General features: G+C 61.5%; 14 protein-coding genes. 4 read left to right on the forward strand and 10 right to left on the reverse strand.

Annotated elements, in window-relative coordinates; translation table 11 throughout:
• Window positions 1-48: 48 nt before the first annotated feature.
• Together lpxH and ACFZPT_RS14945 are read right to left on the reverse strand one after the other, a co-directional pair.
• Complete coding sequence (gene lpxH, locus ACFZPT_RS14940) at window positions 49-798, reverse strand: UDP-2,3-diacylglucosamine diphosphatase (RefSeq protein ID WP_034114227.1); 750 nt, start codon at window positions 796-798, stop codon at window positions 49-51.
• Window positions 795-1298 carry a peptidylprolyl isomerase gene (locus ACFZPT_RS14945; RefSeq protein WP_034098775.1) on the reverse strand — a complete coding sequence of 168 codons (504 nt, stop codon included), beginning with the start codon at window positions 1296-1298 and terminating at the stop codon, window positions 795-797. Before ACFZPT_RS14945 ends, lpxH begins: the two co-directional genes overlap by 4 nt.
• Window positions 1299-1547: 249 nt before the next feature.
• Here ACFZPT_RS14945 and ACFZPT_RS14950 point away from each other — a divergent pair, with 249 nt between their 5' ends.
• Together ACFZPT_RS14950 and cysS are read left to right on the forward strand one after the other, a co-directional pair.
• The gene (locus tag ACFZPT_RS14950; protein WP_034114225.1) at window positions 1548-3248 is read left to right on the forward strand and encodes a glutamine--tRNA ligase/YqeY domain fusion protein; all 1701 of its coding nucleotides are present in this window, start codon (window positions 1548-1550) and stop codon (window positions 3246-3248) included.
• Window positions 3249-3266: 18 nt separating this feature from the next.
• Window positions 3267-4655, forward strand: a complete 1389-nt coding sequence (cysS, locus tag ACFZPT_RS14955; protein ID WP_034114222.1) for a cysteine--tRNA ligase — start codon at window positions 3267-3269, stop codon at window positions 4653-4655.
• 1142 nt (window positions 4656-5797) lie between these two features.
• On the opposite strand, the gene ACFZPT_RS14960 is transcribed toward cysS, so the two are convergent.
• From ACFZPT_RS14960 to ACFZPT_RS14995, 8 genes are all read right to left on the reverse strand, one after another.
• Window positions 5798-6496, reverse strand: a complete 699-nt coding sequence (locus tag ACFZPT_RS14960) for a peptidase E (RefSeq protein ID WP_034114220.1) — start codon at window positions 6494-6496, stop codon at window positions 5798-5800.
• A gap of 294 nt (window positions 6497-6790) precedes the next feature.
• A complete protein-coding gene (locus tag ACFZPT_RS14965; protein ID WP_034098765.1) occupies window positions 6791-7129 on the reverse strand; it encodes a Na+/H+ antiporter subunit G in 339 nt (112 codons plus the stop codon).
• Window positions 7126-7404 carry a K+/H+ antiporter subunit F gene (locus tag ACFZPT_RS14970; RefSeq protein ID WP_034098763.1) on the reverse strand — a complete coding sequence of 93 codons (279 nt, stop codon included), beginning with the start codon at window positions 7402-7404 and terminating at the stop codon, window positions 7126-7128. The genes ACFZPT_RS14965 and ACFZPT_RS14970 overlap by 4 nt, the downstream gene beginning before the upstream one ends.
• On the reverse strand, window positions 7401-7889 hold the full coding sequence (locus ACFZPT_RS14975) for a Na+/H+ antiporter subunit E (RefSeq protein WP_034098762.1): 489 nt from the start codon (window positions 7887-7889) through the stop codon (window positions 7401-7403). The genes ACFZPT_RS14970 and ACFZPT_RS14975 overlap by 4 nt, the downstream gene beginning before the upstream one ends.
• The gene (locus tag ACFZPT_RS14980; RefSeq protein WP_034114219.1) at window positions 7886-9568 is read right to left on the reverse strand and encodes a monovalent cation/H+ antiporter subunit D; all 1683 of its coding nucleotides are present in this window, start codon (window positions 9566-9568) and stop codon (window positions 7886-7888) included. The genes ACFZPT_RS14975 and ACFZPT_RS14980 overlap by 4 nt, the downstream gene beginning before the upstream one ends.
• Window positions 9565-9909, reverse strand: a complete 345-nt coding sequence (locus ACFZPT_RS14985) for a Na+/H+ antiporter subunit C (protein WP_007973781.1) — start codon at window positions 9907-9909, stop codon at window positions 9565-9567. Before ACFZPT_RS14985 ends, ACFZPT_RS14980 begins: the two co-directional genes overlap by 4 nt.
• The gene (locus ACFZPT_RS14990) at window positions 9909-12830 is read right to left on the reverse strand and encodes a monovalent cation/H+ antiporter subunit A (RefSeq protein ID WP_034098759.1); all 2922 of its coding nucleotides are present in this window, start codon (window positions 12828-12830) and stop codon (window positions 9909-9911) included. The genes ACFZPT_RS14985 and ACFZPT_RS14990 overlap by 1 nt, the downstream gene beginning before the upstream one ends.
• A 123-nt stretch (window positions 12831-12953) precedes the next feature.
• Window positions 12954-13889: a DMT family transporter gene (locus ACFZPT_RS14995; RefSeq protein ID WP_034114218.1), complete on the reverse strand. Its 936-nt coding sequence runs from the start codon at window positions 13887-13889 to the stop codon at window positions 12954-12956.
• A gap of 92 nt (window positions 13890-13981) precedes the next feature.
• Between ACFZPT_RS14995 and ACFZPT_RS15000 the strand changes: the two genes are divergently transcribed.
• Both ACFZPT_RS15000 and ACFZPT_RS15005 read left to right on the forward strand, forming a co-directional pair.
• Complete coding sequence (locus tag ACFZPT_RS15000; RefSeq protein ID WP_034098756.1) at window positions 13982-14545, forward strand: helix-turn-helix domain-containing protein; 564 nt, start codon at window positions 13982-13984, stop codon at window positions 14543-14545.
• A 155-nt stretch (window positions 14546-14700) separates the two neighbouring features.
• A complete protein-coding gene (locus tag ACFZPT_RS15005; protein WP_034114217.1) occupies window positions 14701-15897 on the forward strand; it encodes an SfnB family sulfur acquisition oxidoreductase in 1197 nt (398 codons plus the stop codon).
• Window positions 15898-15899 lie beyond the last annotated feature (2 nt).

Consider the following 15899-nt stretch of genomic DNA (forward strand, 5'->3'; position numbering starts at 1 on the left):
GGCTTGGGTCCCCCCCACATTTTGATCTCTATTCAGTGGGTTTGAGGATCAGGCGCCAGGCAATGCGAGTTGCGGGTTGACGAAGTCAAACGCCGCCAACTGAAAGCCTTGCTCATCCACCTGCAACGCCCAACCCTGCTTGTCCCAATCCCCGAGCACAATGCGCCGGGCAGCCTGGTCGCCGATCTGCAGCTTGTGGATCGCCGGGCGGTGGGTATGGCCGTGCACGAGTGTGCGCACGCCGAAGTGCCGCATGACCCGCGGCACTTCCTCGGGGGTGACATCCACAATGTCATTGGCCTTCATGCGCGTTTGCGCCCGGCTCTCGCTACGCAGCTTGCGCGCCAGCTTATGGCGGCTGCCCAAGGGCAGATGGCGCAGGATAAACAGCACAATGGGGTTACGCAGGATGCGCCGCAACTTCATATAGCCAAGGTCGCGGGTGCACAGGCTGTCGCCGTGCATCAGCAGCACGGGCTCACCGTGCAGTTGCACCACGCTCGGGTCTTTAAGCAGGGTGGCGCCGGCGGCTTTGCAGAACGCCTTGCCAAGTAGGAAATCGCGGTTGCCGTGCATGATGAAAATCGCGGTGCCGCTGTCGCTCAGTTCACGCAGGTGCGCGCAAATCGAGCGTTGGAATTCGGTCATCCCATCGTCGCCAATCCAGGCTTCGAAGAAGTCCCCCAGAATGTACAACGCCTGGGCACCACGGGCGCGGCCGTGGAGCAGATCCAGAAACGCCCGGGTGATGTCCGGGCGCTCCTCTTCCAGATGCAAATCTGAAATCAGCAATATCACCCAACGATCTCGGCTTTCTCGACGATCACGTCTTCAGCAGGGACGTCCTGGTGGCCAGCCTTAGAGGTGGTGGACACGCCTTTGATCTTGTCGACCACATCGGTGCCTTCGGTGACTTTACCGAACACCGCATAACCCCAGCCCTGCACGTTCTTGCCGCTGTGGTTGAGGAAGGTGTTGTCGGCCACGTTGATGAAGAACTGCGCGGAGGCCGAATGCGGCTCCATGGTACGGGCCATGGCGACGGTGTACTTGTCGTTGGAGAGGCCGTTGTCCGCTTCGTTCTGGATGCTTGGGCGCTTGTCTTTCTTTTCCTTCATGCCTGGCTCGAAACCGCCGCCCTGGATCATGAAGTTGCCGATGACACGGTGGAAAACGGTGTTTTCGTAGTGGCCGGCTTTAACGTATTCGATGAAGTTGGCGACGGTGATCGGCGCTTTCTCGGCGTTCAGCTCGATGACGATGTCACCGTGGTTGGTGGTCAATTTGACTTGAGTCATGTGCACTACTCTTTTCAGGGAATTCGTGGGTTTGGGCGCGCAGAGCGCCTGACCTGTCTGGCTAAACGGCGGCCAAGGCGCGCAGTTTAGCGTGCCCGGCGGGAATTTCGAGGTGGTTTTTTACCGCCCGTGCATTAAATGCAGCAGTTTTTGGCCGCGCTCTGTCAGCGGCTTGACCGCTTCGGCTATGATAAGCCCTTTGTTTTATCTGGCCGCAAACGGCCACGAACCTGTCTGTTCAAGGATCCTATGAGCAAGCCCACTGTCGACCCTACCTCGAATTCCAAGGCCGGACCTGCCGTCCCGGTCAATTTCCTGCGCCCGATCATCCAGGCGGACCTGGATTCGGGCAAGCACACGCAGATCGTCACCCGTTTCCCGCCTGAGCCCAACGGCTACCTGCACATCGGTCACGCCAAGTCGATCTGTGTGAACTTCGGCCTGGCCCAGGAATTCGGCGGCGTCACGCACCTGCGTTTCGACGACACCAACCCGGCCAAGGAAGACCAGGAATACATCGACGCCATCGAAAGCGACGTGAAGTGGCTGGGTTTCGAATGGTCCGGTGAAGTGCGCTATGCCTCGCAGTACTTCGACCAGTTGCACGACTGGGCCGTGGAGTTGATCAAGGCCGGCAAGGCCTACGTCGACGATCTGAGCCCGGAGCAAGCCAAGGAATACCGTGGCACGCTGACCGAACCGGGCAAGAACAGCCCGTTCCGCGACCGTTCGGTGCAAGAGAACCTGGACTGGTTCGCCCGCATGCGCGCCGGTGAGTTCCCGGACGGCGCCCGCGTACTGCGCGCCAAGATCGACATGGCCTCGCCGAACATGAACCTGCGCGACCCGATCATGTACCGCATCCGCCACGCCCATCACCACCAGACCGGCGACAAGTGGTGCATCTACCCCAACTACGACTTCACCCACGGCCAGTCGGACGCCATCGAAGGCATCACTCATTCGATCTGCACCCTTGAGTTCGAGAGCCATCGTCCGCTGTATGAATGGTTCCTGGACAACCTGCCGGTGCCGGCCCATCCGCGCCAGTACGAGTTCAGCCGCCTGAACCTGAACTACACCATCACCAGCAAGCGCAAGCTCAAGCAGTTGGTGGACGAACAGCACGTCAACGGCTGGGACGATCCGCGTATGTCCACGCTGTCGGGCTTCCGCCGTCGTGGCTACACGCCGGCTTCGATCCGTAACTTCTGCGAAATGGTTGGCACCAACCGTTCCGACGGCGTGGTGGACTACGGCATGCTCGAATTCAGCATCCGCCAGGACCTCGACGCCAACGCGCCGCGCGCCATGTGCGTGCTGCGTCCGTTGAAAGTGGTGATTACCAACTACCCGGAAGATAAGGTCGACCACCTCGAACTGCCGCGTCATCCGCAGAACGAAGCCCTCGGCGTGCGCAAGCTGCCGTTCGCCCGGGAAATCTACATCGACCGTGACGACTTCATGGAAGAGCCGCCAAAAGGCTACAAGCGCCTGGAGCCGAACGGCGAAGTGCGCCTGCGCGGCAGCTACGTGATCCGCGCCGACGAAGCGATCAAGGACGCCGACGGCAACATCGTCGAACTGCGTTGCTCGTACGACCCGGACACCCTGGGCAAGAACCCCGAAGGCCGCAAGGTCAAGGGCGTGATCCACTGGGTGCCGGCCGCCGCCAGCGTCGAGTGCGAAGTACGTCTGTACGACCGTCTGTTCCGCTCGCCGAATCCCGAGAAGGCCGAAGACAGCGCCAGTTTCCTCGACAACATCAACCCTGACTCCCTGCAAGTACTCACTGGTTGTCGTGCCGAGCCATCGCTTGGTGACGCACAGCCGGAAGACCGTTTCCAGTTCGAGCGCGAAGGCTACTTCTGCGCGGATATCAAGGACTCGAAACCTGGTGCTCCGGTATTCAACCGTACCGTGACCCTGCGTGATTCGTGGGGCCAGTGATTCTCTAAGGAAGCCGTTGTGCTAACGATCTACAACACACTCAGCAAGACCAAAGAGGTCTTCAAGCCGCTCGATGGCAACAAGGTGCGCATGTACGTGTGCGGCATGACCGTGTACGACTACTGCCACATCGGCCACGGCCGCAGCATGGTGGCCTTCGACCTGGTCACCCGCTGGCTGCGTTTCAGCGGCTATGACCTGACCTACGTGCGTAACATCACCGACATCGACGACAAGATCATCAATCGCGCCAACGAAAACGGCGAGTCGTTCGACGTGTTGACCGAGCGCATGATCGCCGCGATGCACGAGGACGAGGCGCGCCTCAACATCCTCAAACCGGACATGGAGCCGCGCGCCACCGACCACATCGCCGGCATGCACGCGATGATCCAGGCCCTGATCGACAAGGGTTACGCCTACGCGCCGGGCAATGGCGACGTGTACTACCGCGTGGCCAAGTTCATGGGCTACGGCAAGCTGTCGCGCAAGAAAATCGAAGACCTGCGCATCGGCGCGCGCATCGAAGTCGACGAAGCCAAGCAAGACCCGCTGGACTTCGTGCTGTGGAAAGCCACCAAGCCCGGCGAGCCGAGCTGGGAGTCGCCGTGGGGCGCAGGCCGTCCGGGCTGGCACATCGAGTGCTCGGTGATGTCCACCTGCTGCCTGGGCGAGACCTTCGACATTCACGGCGGCGGTAGCGACCTGGAGTTCCCGCACCACGAAAACGAAATCGCCCAGAGCGAAGCCGCCACCGGCAAGACCTACGCCAACGCCTGGATGCACTGCGGCATGATCCGCATCAATGGCGAGAAGATGTCCAAGTCCTTGAACAACTTCTTCACCATCCGCGACGTGCTGGAAAAGTACCACCCGGAAGTGGTGCGTTACCTGCTGGTGTCCAGCCACTACCGCAGCGCCATCAACTACTCGGAAGACAACCTCAAGGACGCCAAGGGCGCCCTGGAGCGGTTCTACCACGCGTTGAAAGGCTTGCCCGCCGTTGCACCTGCCGGCGGCGAAGCCTTCGTGGCACGCTTTACCGAAGTCATGAACGACGACTTCGGCACGCCGGAAGCCTGCGCGGTGCTGTTCGAAATGGTGCGCGAGATCAATCGCCTGCGCGAGAGCGACCTCGACGCGGCGGCAGGCCTGGCGGCACGCTTGAAAGAACTGGCGAGCGTGTTGGGCGTGCTGCAGATGGAAGCCGACGACTTCCTGCAAGCCGGCGCCGAAGGGCGTGTGGACGCGGCTGAAGTCGATGCGCTGATCCAGGCGCGTCTGGCTGCGCGGGCTAACAAGGACTGGGCGGAATCCGACCGTATCCGTGACCAACTGACCGCGATGGGTGTGGTGTTGGAAGACGGCAAAGGCGGCACGACCTGGCGGTTGGCTGATCAAGCTTGATCGTTGATTGCTGAAAAAAACGCCCCGACTGGTTCGGGGCGTTTTTTGCATACCCTTTTAGTGAGCGGCTCATCCGATCTCGTGTGGGAGGGGCGGCGCGACGATTCGACTTGCCCCCGATAGCGGTGGCTCAGCCAACATACCTGCCAACAGCGCCGCCGTCTTCGAAGCCTCGCTAAAGCTCGACATCTCCCACAGGGGATTGGCGGTATCCTTGAGATCTACAGCCGGGCTGCTTTCTACCTATCAACAACGATCAAGTGTGGGAGGGGGCTTGCTCCCGATAGCGGTGGGTCAGCCAACATACCTGCCAACAGTGCCGCCGCCTTCGAAGCCTCGCTAAAGCTCGACATCTCCCACAGGGGATTGGCGGTATCCATGAGATCTGCAGCCCGGCTGCTTTCTATCTGCCAACAACGATCAAGTGTGGGAGGGGCTTGCACCCGATAGCGGTGGCTCAGCCAACATACCTGCCAACAGTACCGCCGCCTTCGAAGCCTCGCTAAAGCTCGACATCTCCCACAGGGGATTGGCGGTATCCTTGAGATCTACAGCCGGGCTGCTTTCTACCTATCAACAACGATCAAGTGTGGGAGGGGGCTTGCTCCCGATAGCGGTGGGTCAGCCAACATACCTGCCAACAGTGCCGCCGCCTTCGAAGCCTCGCTAAAGCTCGACATCTCCCACAGGGGATTGGCGGTATCCTTGAGATGTACAGCCGGGCTGCTTTCTACCTGTCAACAACGATCAAGTGTGGGAGGGGCTTGCTCCCGATAGCGGTGGGTCAGCCAACATACCTGCCAACAGTACCGCCGCCTTCGAAGCCTCGCTAAAGCTCGACATCTCCCACAGGGGATTGGCGGTATCCTTGAGATCTACAGCCGGGCTGCTTTCTACCTATCAACAACGATCAAGTGTGGGAGGGGGCTTGCTCCCGATAGCGGTGGGTCAGCCAACATACCTGCCAACAGTGCCGCCGCCTTCGAAGCCTCGCTAAAGCTCGACATCTCCCACAGGGGATTGGCGGTATCCATGAGATCTGCAGCCCGGCTGCTTTCTATCTGCCAACGGTGATCAAGTAGGGGAGGGGTTGGGCTCATTGTCTGTTCCTTCAGAGGGCTGCGTCTGGAAAAGGGATGGACCTAGCCGCTGGAAACCTGCGAAAGCTGTGTTAGATACGCAGGTGTCGTAGTGACGACATAAGCACTCTTTGTCGCGTCGTTATGAATCGTCTCGTGGTATCTGCCGTCCTTGAAATGCAGGGCGACGCCATCATCGACGGCGTAGGCGGGCTGTACGTCTTTGAGCCGGACAAGCTCAACAAACGAAGCTTCTCTTCCCGCCTCTGAACTGAAATGCGGACACAGCGCTCCTGGCAGAAAACCCAGGCCGGTAATCAGGGCGAACGCTCCCCCTGAGTCAGAGTGCCCATACTCAAACCAGCAAATCGCCCCTGCACTGACACCACACAGGACCTTACCGTTTTCCCATGCCTCTTTCAGAAGGCCCACCGCGCCAAACTCACGCCAGATAGCCACCATGGCACGGGTATTCCCGCCTGCCACGTAGATGATATCGGCTTGCTTAAACAACGATGAAATATGATCAGGGCTGGGAAAGGGTGGAATAAAGAATGTCAGCGCGCGTACGCTGCAACCAGCGCTCTCATATTTGGCCGTGAAGTCGGTAATCTTTACACGGTCGTCGCCGTTGGCGGTGGAGATATAGAGAACCGTGGGATGGGCTTTGCCGGACGAAGCGACGATATATTCGTCGATGCGGGTCATGCGCTGCATGTCTTCGCTGGACTCGCCGCCGATGACAATGATGTTTTTATCCATGGTGAGCTCCTGTCTCAGCACGGCGACATACCCAGGTCTTAGGGGATCCCCAAAATGCCCGTAGGGTTTCACGCTCATTTCATCCTAGCTTTAGATGGTTGCCACGATTAAACCCCAGACGAAACTGGCGGTATTGGCTGAGCTGGCAGAGCGAATCCGGTCTGTCGTCTAGTACAGTCCAAATGTGGGAGGGGGCTTGCCCCCGATTGCGGCTCAGCCAGCTCATCTGTAGCTGGTCCACCGTCATCGGGGGCAAGCCCCTCCACATTGGTTGACCTTGCAGGCTTTCAGCGCTCAGCGCCGGCTGCTGACCTCAGCCGGCACATCATCCCCGGCCATGCGCTTGCGGAACAATGCCGTGCGGGCCAGCAATACTGTGGTCACCGGCACGGTGATCGACAGCAGAATCGGGATCAGCCAGCCATGCAGCACCGGCCCGGACTTGAGTACCGAAAAATAGATGATCGACGCCAACGCCACGCACCACGCGCCCAATGTCGAGGCCAGGGCCGGTGGGTGCATGCGTTGGAAGAAGTCCTTCATGCGCAGCAGCCCCAATGCGCCAATCAGTGCAAACAGGCTGCTGAGTACCAGCAGCACGCCCACCACGATTTCCATCCATAACGGCATCATTCAATCACCTCTCCACGCAGCAGGAATTTGGCCAGGGCAAACGAGCCCACGAAGCCGAACAGCGCGATCAGCAGCGCCGCTTCGAAGTAGGTGTCACTGGCATAACGAATGCCCAGTACCAGCATCATCAGCATTGCCAGGATGTACAGATAGTCCAGGGCCAGAACCCGGTCCTGGGCCGACGGGCCTTTGAACAGGCGTATCAGGGTCAGCACCATGGCCAGGGAAAACAGGAACAGGCTGAACAGGATCGCGTTGGCGAGCAGGGGGCTCATTCGAAGATCTCCATCAGGGGCCGCTCGTAGGTGGATTTGAAGTGCTCGATAAACTGCGCTTCATCGTCCAGATCGAATACGTGCAGCAGCAGGATGCTGCGGTCCAGCGCCAGTTCCGACCAAATGGTGCCGGGCACCACGGTGGTGATCATCGACAGCGCCGCCAGGCCGTTGGGGTCACGCAGGTCCAAGGGGATCTTGATAAAGCACGAGCGCGGCGGGCGCGAGCCGCAGGTCAGCACGCCCCAGGCCACTTGCAGGTTGGACACGATCACGTCGCGCCCCACCAGCAGCAACAGGCGCAGAATCACGCCCGGACGGCGGATGCGGATCGGCAGCGGCCGCAACGGCGCCATCATCAGCGGGGCCAGAAAGCCCAGCAACGCGCCGAGCAGCAGATTGCCAGGGCTGACGGACAGGTTCAGCACCAGCCACAGCAGCCACAACGCCAGGGACAGCCACGGGGCAGGGAATAGGCGCTTCATGGTTGCACCTGTGCGGCAGTGGCCTTGGCTTCAGGGCTGGGCACCGGGCGCGTGGCCATGACGGCCATCACGTACTGTTCGGGGTTGTTCAGGCTCTGGGCGGTGGCCTGGGTGTAGCGCATCAGCGGTTCTGCCTTGAAGGTCAGCGCGATGCTCAGCCCCAGTAAGAAGAAGATCGGCAGGCATTCATAGCGACGCAGCAGTGGCGACGGGCGTTCTTCCGGGGTCCAGAAGCGCTGGATGCCCATACGCGCAAACGCGATCAGCGAGGCCAGGCCGGACAGGATCAACAGCACCACCAGGCCCCACGCGGCGGGCCGGATCGGCGCGTCGGCGCTGGCACCGAGGCCCAACGGGTTGACCAGTGCGCTCAACAGGCTGAGCTTGCCGATAAACCCGGACAGCGGCGGCATGCCGATAATCAGCAGGGCGCAGGCCACGAAGCTCAAGCCGAGGAAGGCCATGGTCCAGGGGATCACCTGGCCGATCACGGCTTTCTGCTCATCGTCCAGGTTCACGCCGGGTCGAGGGTGCAGGGACTCCATGGCTTTGGGCAAGGCGTCGATTTCTTCATCCAGCGGCAGGTCGTTGGCCGAGCGCGAACGCTCGATCAGTTCGGCCAACAGGAACAGGGCACTCAAGGCCAGGGTGGAGCTGATCAGATAGAACAACGCGCCAGCGGTCAGGCTCGGTTGGGCGAAGCCTACCGCCGATAGCAGGATCCCGGCCGAGACCAGGATACTCAGGCTCGCCATGCGCTCCAGGCGCTGCGCCGCTACCATCGCCAGCGCCGCACAGATGATCGTGGCCATGCCGCCGTACACCAGCCAGTCGCCGCCGAACAACGCCGACGCGCCGGCCTGGCCGGAAAACAGCAGGGTCCACAGGCGCAGCACGGTGTACACGCCGACCTTGGTCATGATCGCGAACATCGCCGCCACCGGCGCACTGGCCGAAGAGTAGGCTGGCGCCAACCAGAAGTTCAGCGGCCACATGCCGGCCTTGGCCAGGAACGCGGTGGCGAGGATCGCCGCACCGGCGTGCAGCAGGCCGCGATCGGCCTCGGGCACCAGCGGGATTTTCAGCGCCAGGTCGGCGAAGTTCAGCGTGCCGGTAACCCCGTAGATCATCGCCGCGCCGATCAGGAACAGCGACGACGCCAACAGGTTGATCGCGATGTAATGCAGCCCCGACGATACCCGCGCGCGGCCGGAGCCATGCAACATCAACCCGTAGGACGCGGCCAGCAGCACCTCGAAAAATACGAACAGGTTGAACAGGTCTGCGGTGAGGAATGCACCGTACAGGCCCATCATCTGGATCTGGAACAGCGCGTGGAAACTGGTGCCGGCGCGGTCCCAGCGCGCCATGGCGAACAGCAGCGCACTGACGCCGATGATCCCGGTGAGCACCAGCATCAGCGCCGACAGTTGATCCACCACCAGCACAATACCGAACGGCACTTGCCAGTTGCCCGGCAGGTACACACCGATGGAGCCCGGGCCGCCTTGCTGCGTCCAGTACAGCAGCAGGATCGCCGTGGCGAGGCCAAGCACACTGGAAAACAGGTTGATACGCGCCTTGAGTGGCCGGCGTTTCTCGCTGAGCATCAGCATCAGCGCGGCGGTGAGCAACGGCAGCAGGATCGGCGCGACGATCAGTTGGTTGACCCAATTCATTCCCTGGGCTCCCGGCCGTCCACATGGTCGGTGCCGGTCAGGCCCCGCGATGCCAGCAACACCACCAGAAACAGCGCGGTCATGGCGAAGCTGATCACGATGGCGGTCAGCACCAGGGCCTGGGGCAGGGGATCGGTATAGTGCAACAGATCCTGCGGCACGCCGTCCTTGATGATCGGCTCCTTGCCGATAAACAGGCTGCCCATGCTGAAAATGAACAGGTTGACCCCGTAGGACAGCAGGCACAGGCCCATCACCACCTGGAACGTCCGTGGCCGCAGGATCAACCAGACGCCGGAGGCCGCCAGGACCCCAATGGCAATTGCGATGACTTCTTCCATCAGGCGGCTCCTTCGGTTGCAGCGACTGCTTTAGGCTGGTTGCTCGGTTTATGCGCACGCACCGATTGGTGGCCGAGGGCGGTGAGCATCAACAGGGTCGAACCGACCACCATGGCGTACACGCCCACATCGAAGAACAACGCGCTGGCGATATGGATATCTCCCAGCACCGGCACGCTCAGATGCAGGGTGTGGGTGGTGAGGAACGGATAGCCGAAGCACAGCGCACCGAGCCCGGTGAGGGTCGCGGAAAACAAACCGAAGCCCATCCAGCGCATCGGCCGCAGACTCATCTGCGCCTCGACCCACTGGGTGCCGGCCACCATGTATTGCAGGATAAACGCCACCGACATCACCAAGCCCGCGACAAACCCGCCGCCCGGTTGGTTGTGGCCGCGCATAAACAGATAAAACGACACCACCAGTGCAATCGGCAGCAGCAAGCGCACCAGCACCGCCGGCACCATCATAAAGCCCAGGGCGGTGTCGCTGGCCTGGCGTGGGTTGACCAGGTCAGTGGCCACGTCCGGCGCCAACTGCCGCTGTTGTGGCGGCAGCTCCATACTTTCCTTGGATGGGCGGAAACGCCGCAGCAGGGCGTAGACCGTCAGCGCCACGGCGCCGAGCACGGTGATTTCGCCCAGGGTATCGAAGCCTCGGAAGTCGACCAGCATCACGTTCACCACATTGCTGCCGCCACCTTCGGGCAGGGCGCGGCTGAGGTAGAACGAGGAGATATCGTTGGGGGTCTGGCGGGTCAGCATCGCGTAGGACAGCAACGCCATGCCACCACCCACCACGGTGGACAGCAGGAAGTCGCGGACCCGGCGCACCCTGGCCCTGCGCAAGGTGTTAGGCAGTGGCGAAACCTCTTCGATCCGCCGTGGCAGCCAGCGCAGGCCGAGCAGGATCAGCACGGTGGTCACCACTTCCACCACCAGTTGGGTCAAGGCCAAATCCGGCGCCGAGAACCACACGAATGTAATGCAGGTCATCAGCCCACACACGCTGACCATGGTCAGGGCGGCGAGCCGGTGGTATTTGGCTTGCCAGGCGGCGCCCAGGGCGCAGGCGATCGCCAACACCCAAAGGGTCACGAACACCACCGAACCGGGGATTTTCGGACGGTCACCCCAGCTAAGGCCACTGTTGAGCATGGGGATCATGCCGCCGATCAGCGCCACCAGTACCAATAGGAACAACTGCGGTTGCAGGCGCTTGGTGCTGATGCGTTTTTCGATCTTGCGCACGCCGCGCATCATCACCACCAGGCTGCGTTCGAAGCCGCGCTTGCCGTTGAAATAACTGATCACCGGCGGATATTTGAACCGACCGCGCTTAAGCTGCTTGCGCAGCATCAGGTACAGCACCACACCGCCGGACATCGCCACCAGGCTCATGATCATCGGTGCGTTCCAGCCGTGCCAGATCGCCAGGCTGTACTCGGGCAGCACGCCGCCCACCACCGGCAATGCGGCGGCGGCGAGGATCGAACCGACTATCTGCGCCGGAAAAATCCCCACCAGCAGGCAGGTGAATACCAGCAGTTCCACCGGTGCGCGCATCCAGCGCGGTGGCTCGTGGGGGGTGTGGGGCAGGTTGGTGGGGGGCGGGCCGAAGAACACATCCACGGTAAAACGCAGTGCGTAGGCGACGCTGAAGGTGCCGGCAATGGTGGCGATCACCGGCAGTGCGATTTCCACCCATTTTGTCGCCGAGATAAACACGGTTTCGGCGAAGAACATCTCTTTGGACAGGAAGCCATTGAGCAGCGGCACGCCGGCCATGGACGCGCTGGCCACCATCGCCAGGGTCGCGGTGAACGGGATCAGGCGCACCAGGCCGCTGAGTTTGCGGATATCCCGCGTGCCGCTTTCGTGGTCGATGATGCCCGCAGCCATAAACAGCGAGGCTTTAAAAGTGGCGTGGTTGAGGATGTGGAACACCGCAGCTACGGCGGCCAGCGGGCTGTTGAGGCCCAGCAGCAGGGTGATCAGCCCGAGGTGGCTGATGGTGGAATAGGCCAGCAGGCCCTTGAGGTCGTTTTGGAACATGGCGCAGTAAGCGCCGAGGAGGAGGGTGAGGGCGCCGGCACCGCCGACGATCCAGAACCATTCTTCGCTGCCGGACAGCGACGGCCACAGGCGGGCCAGCAGGAACACGCCGGCCTTCACCATCGTCGCCGAGTGCAGGTAGGCCGAAACCGGCGTGGGCGCGGCCATGGCGTGGGGCAGCCAGAAATGGAACGGAAACTGCGCACTCTTGCTCAAGGCACCGATCAGCACCAGCGCGAGCATCACTGGGTACAGCGCGTGCGCACGAATCTGATCGCCCGCCGCCAGTACCAGGTCCAGGTCGTAGCTGCCGACGATATGCCCCAGCAGCATCACGCCCGCCAGCAGGCACAGACCGCCCGCGCCGGTGACCATCAGCGCCATATAGGCACCGCGTCGCGCATCGGCGCGGTGGTGCCAATAGCCGATCAGCAGGAACGAGAACAAGCTGGTCAGTTCCCAGAAAAACACGATCTGGATCAGATTGCCGGAGATCACCAGGCCCAGCATGGCGCCCATAAAGGCCAGGAAAAACGCGAAGAAGCGCGGTACCGGGTCGTCCGGCGACATGTAATAACGCGCATACAGCGACACCAGTGTGCCGATGCCCAGCACCAGCATCGAGAACAGCCAGGCGAAGCCATCCATGCGCAGCACGAAATTCAGCCCGAGGCTGGGCAGCCACATGAATTCTTCGCGAATCACGCCGCCGTAGGCGACCTGGGGGTACAGCAAAGCGACTTGAATGGTGCCGACCAGCGCCACCAGGCCGGCCAGCAGGGATTCGGTATTACGTGCGTTATGCGGCAGCAATGCCGCCAGACAGCTGCCGATAAAAGGCAGAAGCAGTAGAACTATCAGGGACATAGGCTTCTAATCTGCGGGAGTTTGGGATGCATCATACGTGCCGCTTTCTGGATCACCAAACGGCAAGATGTGGCAGGATCCTACAGAATAGAGCGAAGAGGGCTACCGATCGTTCCCCGGCCATCAATGGCCTTGCTGGCGTTCTTCCTGCAATCCATCGTCAACCGCCAATGCTTTCTGCCCCTTAGTCTTGATCTCGCTCACAATCACCGCCACCACGATCAGCGCCGCTCCCAGCATGGCAATCGGCGGGAAGCGCTCACCGGCAATCCGCCCGACCACGCCAGCCCACACCGGCTCGCCGGCATAGATCAACGTAGCCCGTGTTGGCGAGACGCTTTGTTGCGCCCAGTTCATCGCCACTTGGATCACCGCGCTGGTCAGGCCCAGGCCCACCGCACTGAACAGCAGCAACCACGAGAACCCCGGCAGCACCTCGCCCATCGGCACCACCATTAAAAATGACAGCAGCGATGCAGTGGCCAGTTGCACCACGGTCACGCGGCGCACGTCCACCTGGCCGGCGAACGCGCTGATCAGGATGATTTCGGCGGCAATCGCAATGGCGCCGATCAAGGTAGCGATTTCCCCGGCGCTGAAATTCAGCGATGCACCCGCCGGGCCGGTCAGCAACATCAGCCCGGCAAACGCCAGCATGATACCCAGGCTCGGCATCAGGCCCGGTCGACGGCCCAGCACCAGCCATTGCAGCAACGGCACGAAGGGCACATACAAAGCGGTGATAAAAGCCGATTGGCTGCTGAGGATGGTTTGCAGGCCGATGGTCTGCAAGCCGTAGCCGAACATGATCGCTACGCCGATAAATATTCCGGCCTTCAGCTCGAACAGCGTCAGGTCGCGCAGGGTGCGCAAGGAAAAGAAACCGACCGCAATGGCCGCCGCGGCAAAACGCAGGCCCACGAAGAACATCGGCCCGCTGACAGCCATGGCATGCTGCACCAGTAAAAAGGTGCCGCCCCAAATCATGGTGATAAACACCAGGATGCACTCGGCTTTGCTGAATCGATGGAAACGCGATGGAGAGTTCGGGGTGGTCATGTGGGCTCGGTCTTGCAAGGAAAAGGCACGGACCGCACAATGCGCCGCACGCTGGGCAGTATACTGCGCACACCCACCCATTGAGCAATATAGTGCACAAAGAAAATCCGCAGCGGGCTTCGGTCCTGCAACACGTCAGCCAGAACGTTCGTCGCCTGCGCCACGCCGCCGAACTCAGCCAGACTGCGCTTTCGGAAAAATCCGGGGTCAGCCGGCGCATGCTGGTGGCCATCGAGGCCGGCGAGAAGAACGTCAGCCTGTCGACGCTCGACCGCGTCGCCGAAGCTTTGGGCGTTGCCTTCAGCGACCTGATCCAGGCCCCGGACGTGCGCGACCATAGCCGTATCAACGAGCTGGCCTGGGCCGGCGAAATCGTCGGCAGCAAGGCCGTGTTATTGGCCAAGGCCACCGCGCGGCGCGAGGTCGAGTTGTGGGAGTGGCGCTTGGAACCAGGCGATATTTACTCCCCCGACCCCGATTTGGAAGGCTGGAGCGAGCAACTGTTCGTGTTCGAAGGCTGCTTGACCCTGGTGGTGCGTGACCAGGAAAACACCATCGCTGCCGGTGAGTTCTTTATGTTTGCCAGCCATCAACCCCACGCCTATCGCAATGACGGTGAGGTGGCCGTGCGTTTTGTGCGCAACGTGGTGATCTAACTGTTTGCCAGGCAACAGTGGAACCACACTTTGCTGGTTAAACACATCAGCTGGCATCGCATTTAAGCAGCAAGTCGCTGATTTTATTGGCGATTAAAATCAGGCACGACTCCTGCAATGCCCAGGTCATCCCCATCGGAACCTGGAGTCGGCCCATGTCAGCCCACCCTCTACACCCTGCCCATATCATCCGCTCGGATGCTGAAGCCATTGAGGTGGCTACGCGCCTGGCCGAACGCTTTGCCGTTGGCGCCAGTGAGCGCGATCGTGAACGCCGCCTGCCGGTGGCCGAACTCGACGAGTTTTCCGCCAGCGGCCTGTGGGGCATCACCGTGCCCAAAGCCTACGGTGGCGCCGAAGTGTCCTATGTGACGGTGGCCGAGGTGATCAAGTTGATCTCCGCCGCCGACCCCTCCCTTGGGCAGATCCCGCAAAACCACCTTGGCGTGGTGGACCTGCTGCTGCACACCGCCAGCGAGGAACAAAAGCGCTATTACTTCGGCAAAATTCTCGCCGGTTATCGTTTCGGCAATGCGTTCTCCGAGGCCAAGAGCAAAAACGCCGGGACCTTCGACACGCAAATCCGCATCGATGGCGACAGTGCGCAGATCAACGGTGAAAAGTTCTATTGCACCGGCGCACTGTTCGCCCACCTGGTGCCCACCGTCGGCAACAACGAGCACGGCCAGGCGCTGATTGCCTTCGTCGAGCGCGACGCGCCAGGGCTGAGTGTGATCGACAGCTGGGACGGCTTCGGCCAGCGCACCACGGCCAGTGGCGGGGTGACCCTCGATGGAGTAACGGTGCCCCTGAGCGCGGTGATACCGGCACACCTGGCCTTCGACCGACCCACCGCCAATGGCCCGATCTCGCAGATCATCCAGGCCGCCGTCGACACCGGCATCGCCGTAGGCGCTTTGGAGCAGGCCAAGCTCCACGCACGTCAGGCGCGGCCCTGGATCGACAGCCAGCAGGATCATGGCTGGCAAGACCCTTTCACGATTGCCGCCATCGGTGACCTGGCGTGGCGCGTGCACGGCACCGAAGCCATTCTCGCCAAGGCTGGCCTGGCGGTGGACCGGGCTCTGGCCGAGCCGAATGAAGACAGCGTCGCTCAAGCTTCGCTGGTGGTGGCCCAGGCCAAAGTGCTGTCGGCGGAAACCGCATTGCTCGCCAGCAGCAAATTGTTCGAACTGGCCGGTACGCGCTCGGTGACGGGCAAGTACAACCTCGACCGGTTCTGGCGCAATGCCCGCACCCACACCCTGCACGACCCGGCCCGCTGGAAATACCACTTGATCGGCAATTTCGTGCTCAACGGCGTGAAGCCTGCACGCCACGCCTGGAACTGAGA

Origin of the sequence: Pseudomonas sp. MD330_10 (assembly GCF_042610415.1) — a bacterium.
Classification (GTDB): Bacteria; Pseudomonadota; Gammaproteobacteria; order Pseudomonadales; family Pseudomonadaceae; genus Aquipseudomonas; species Aquipseudomonas rhodesiae.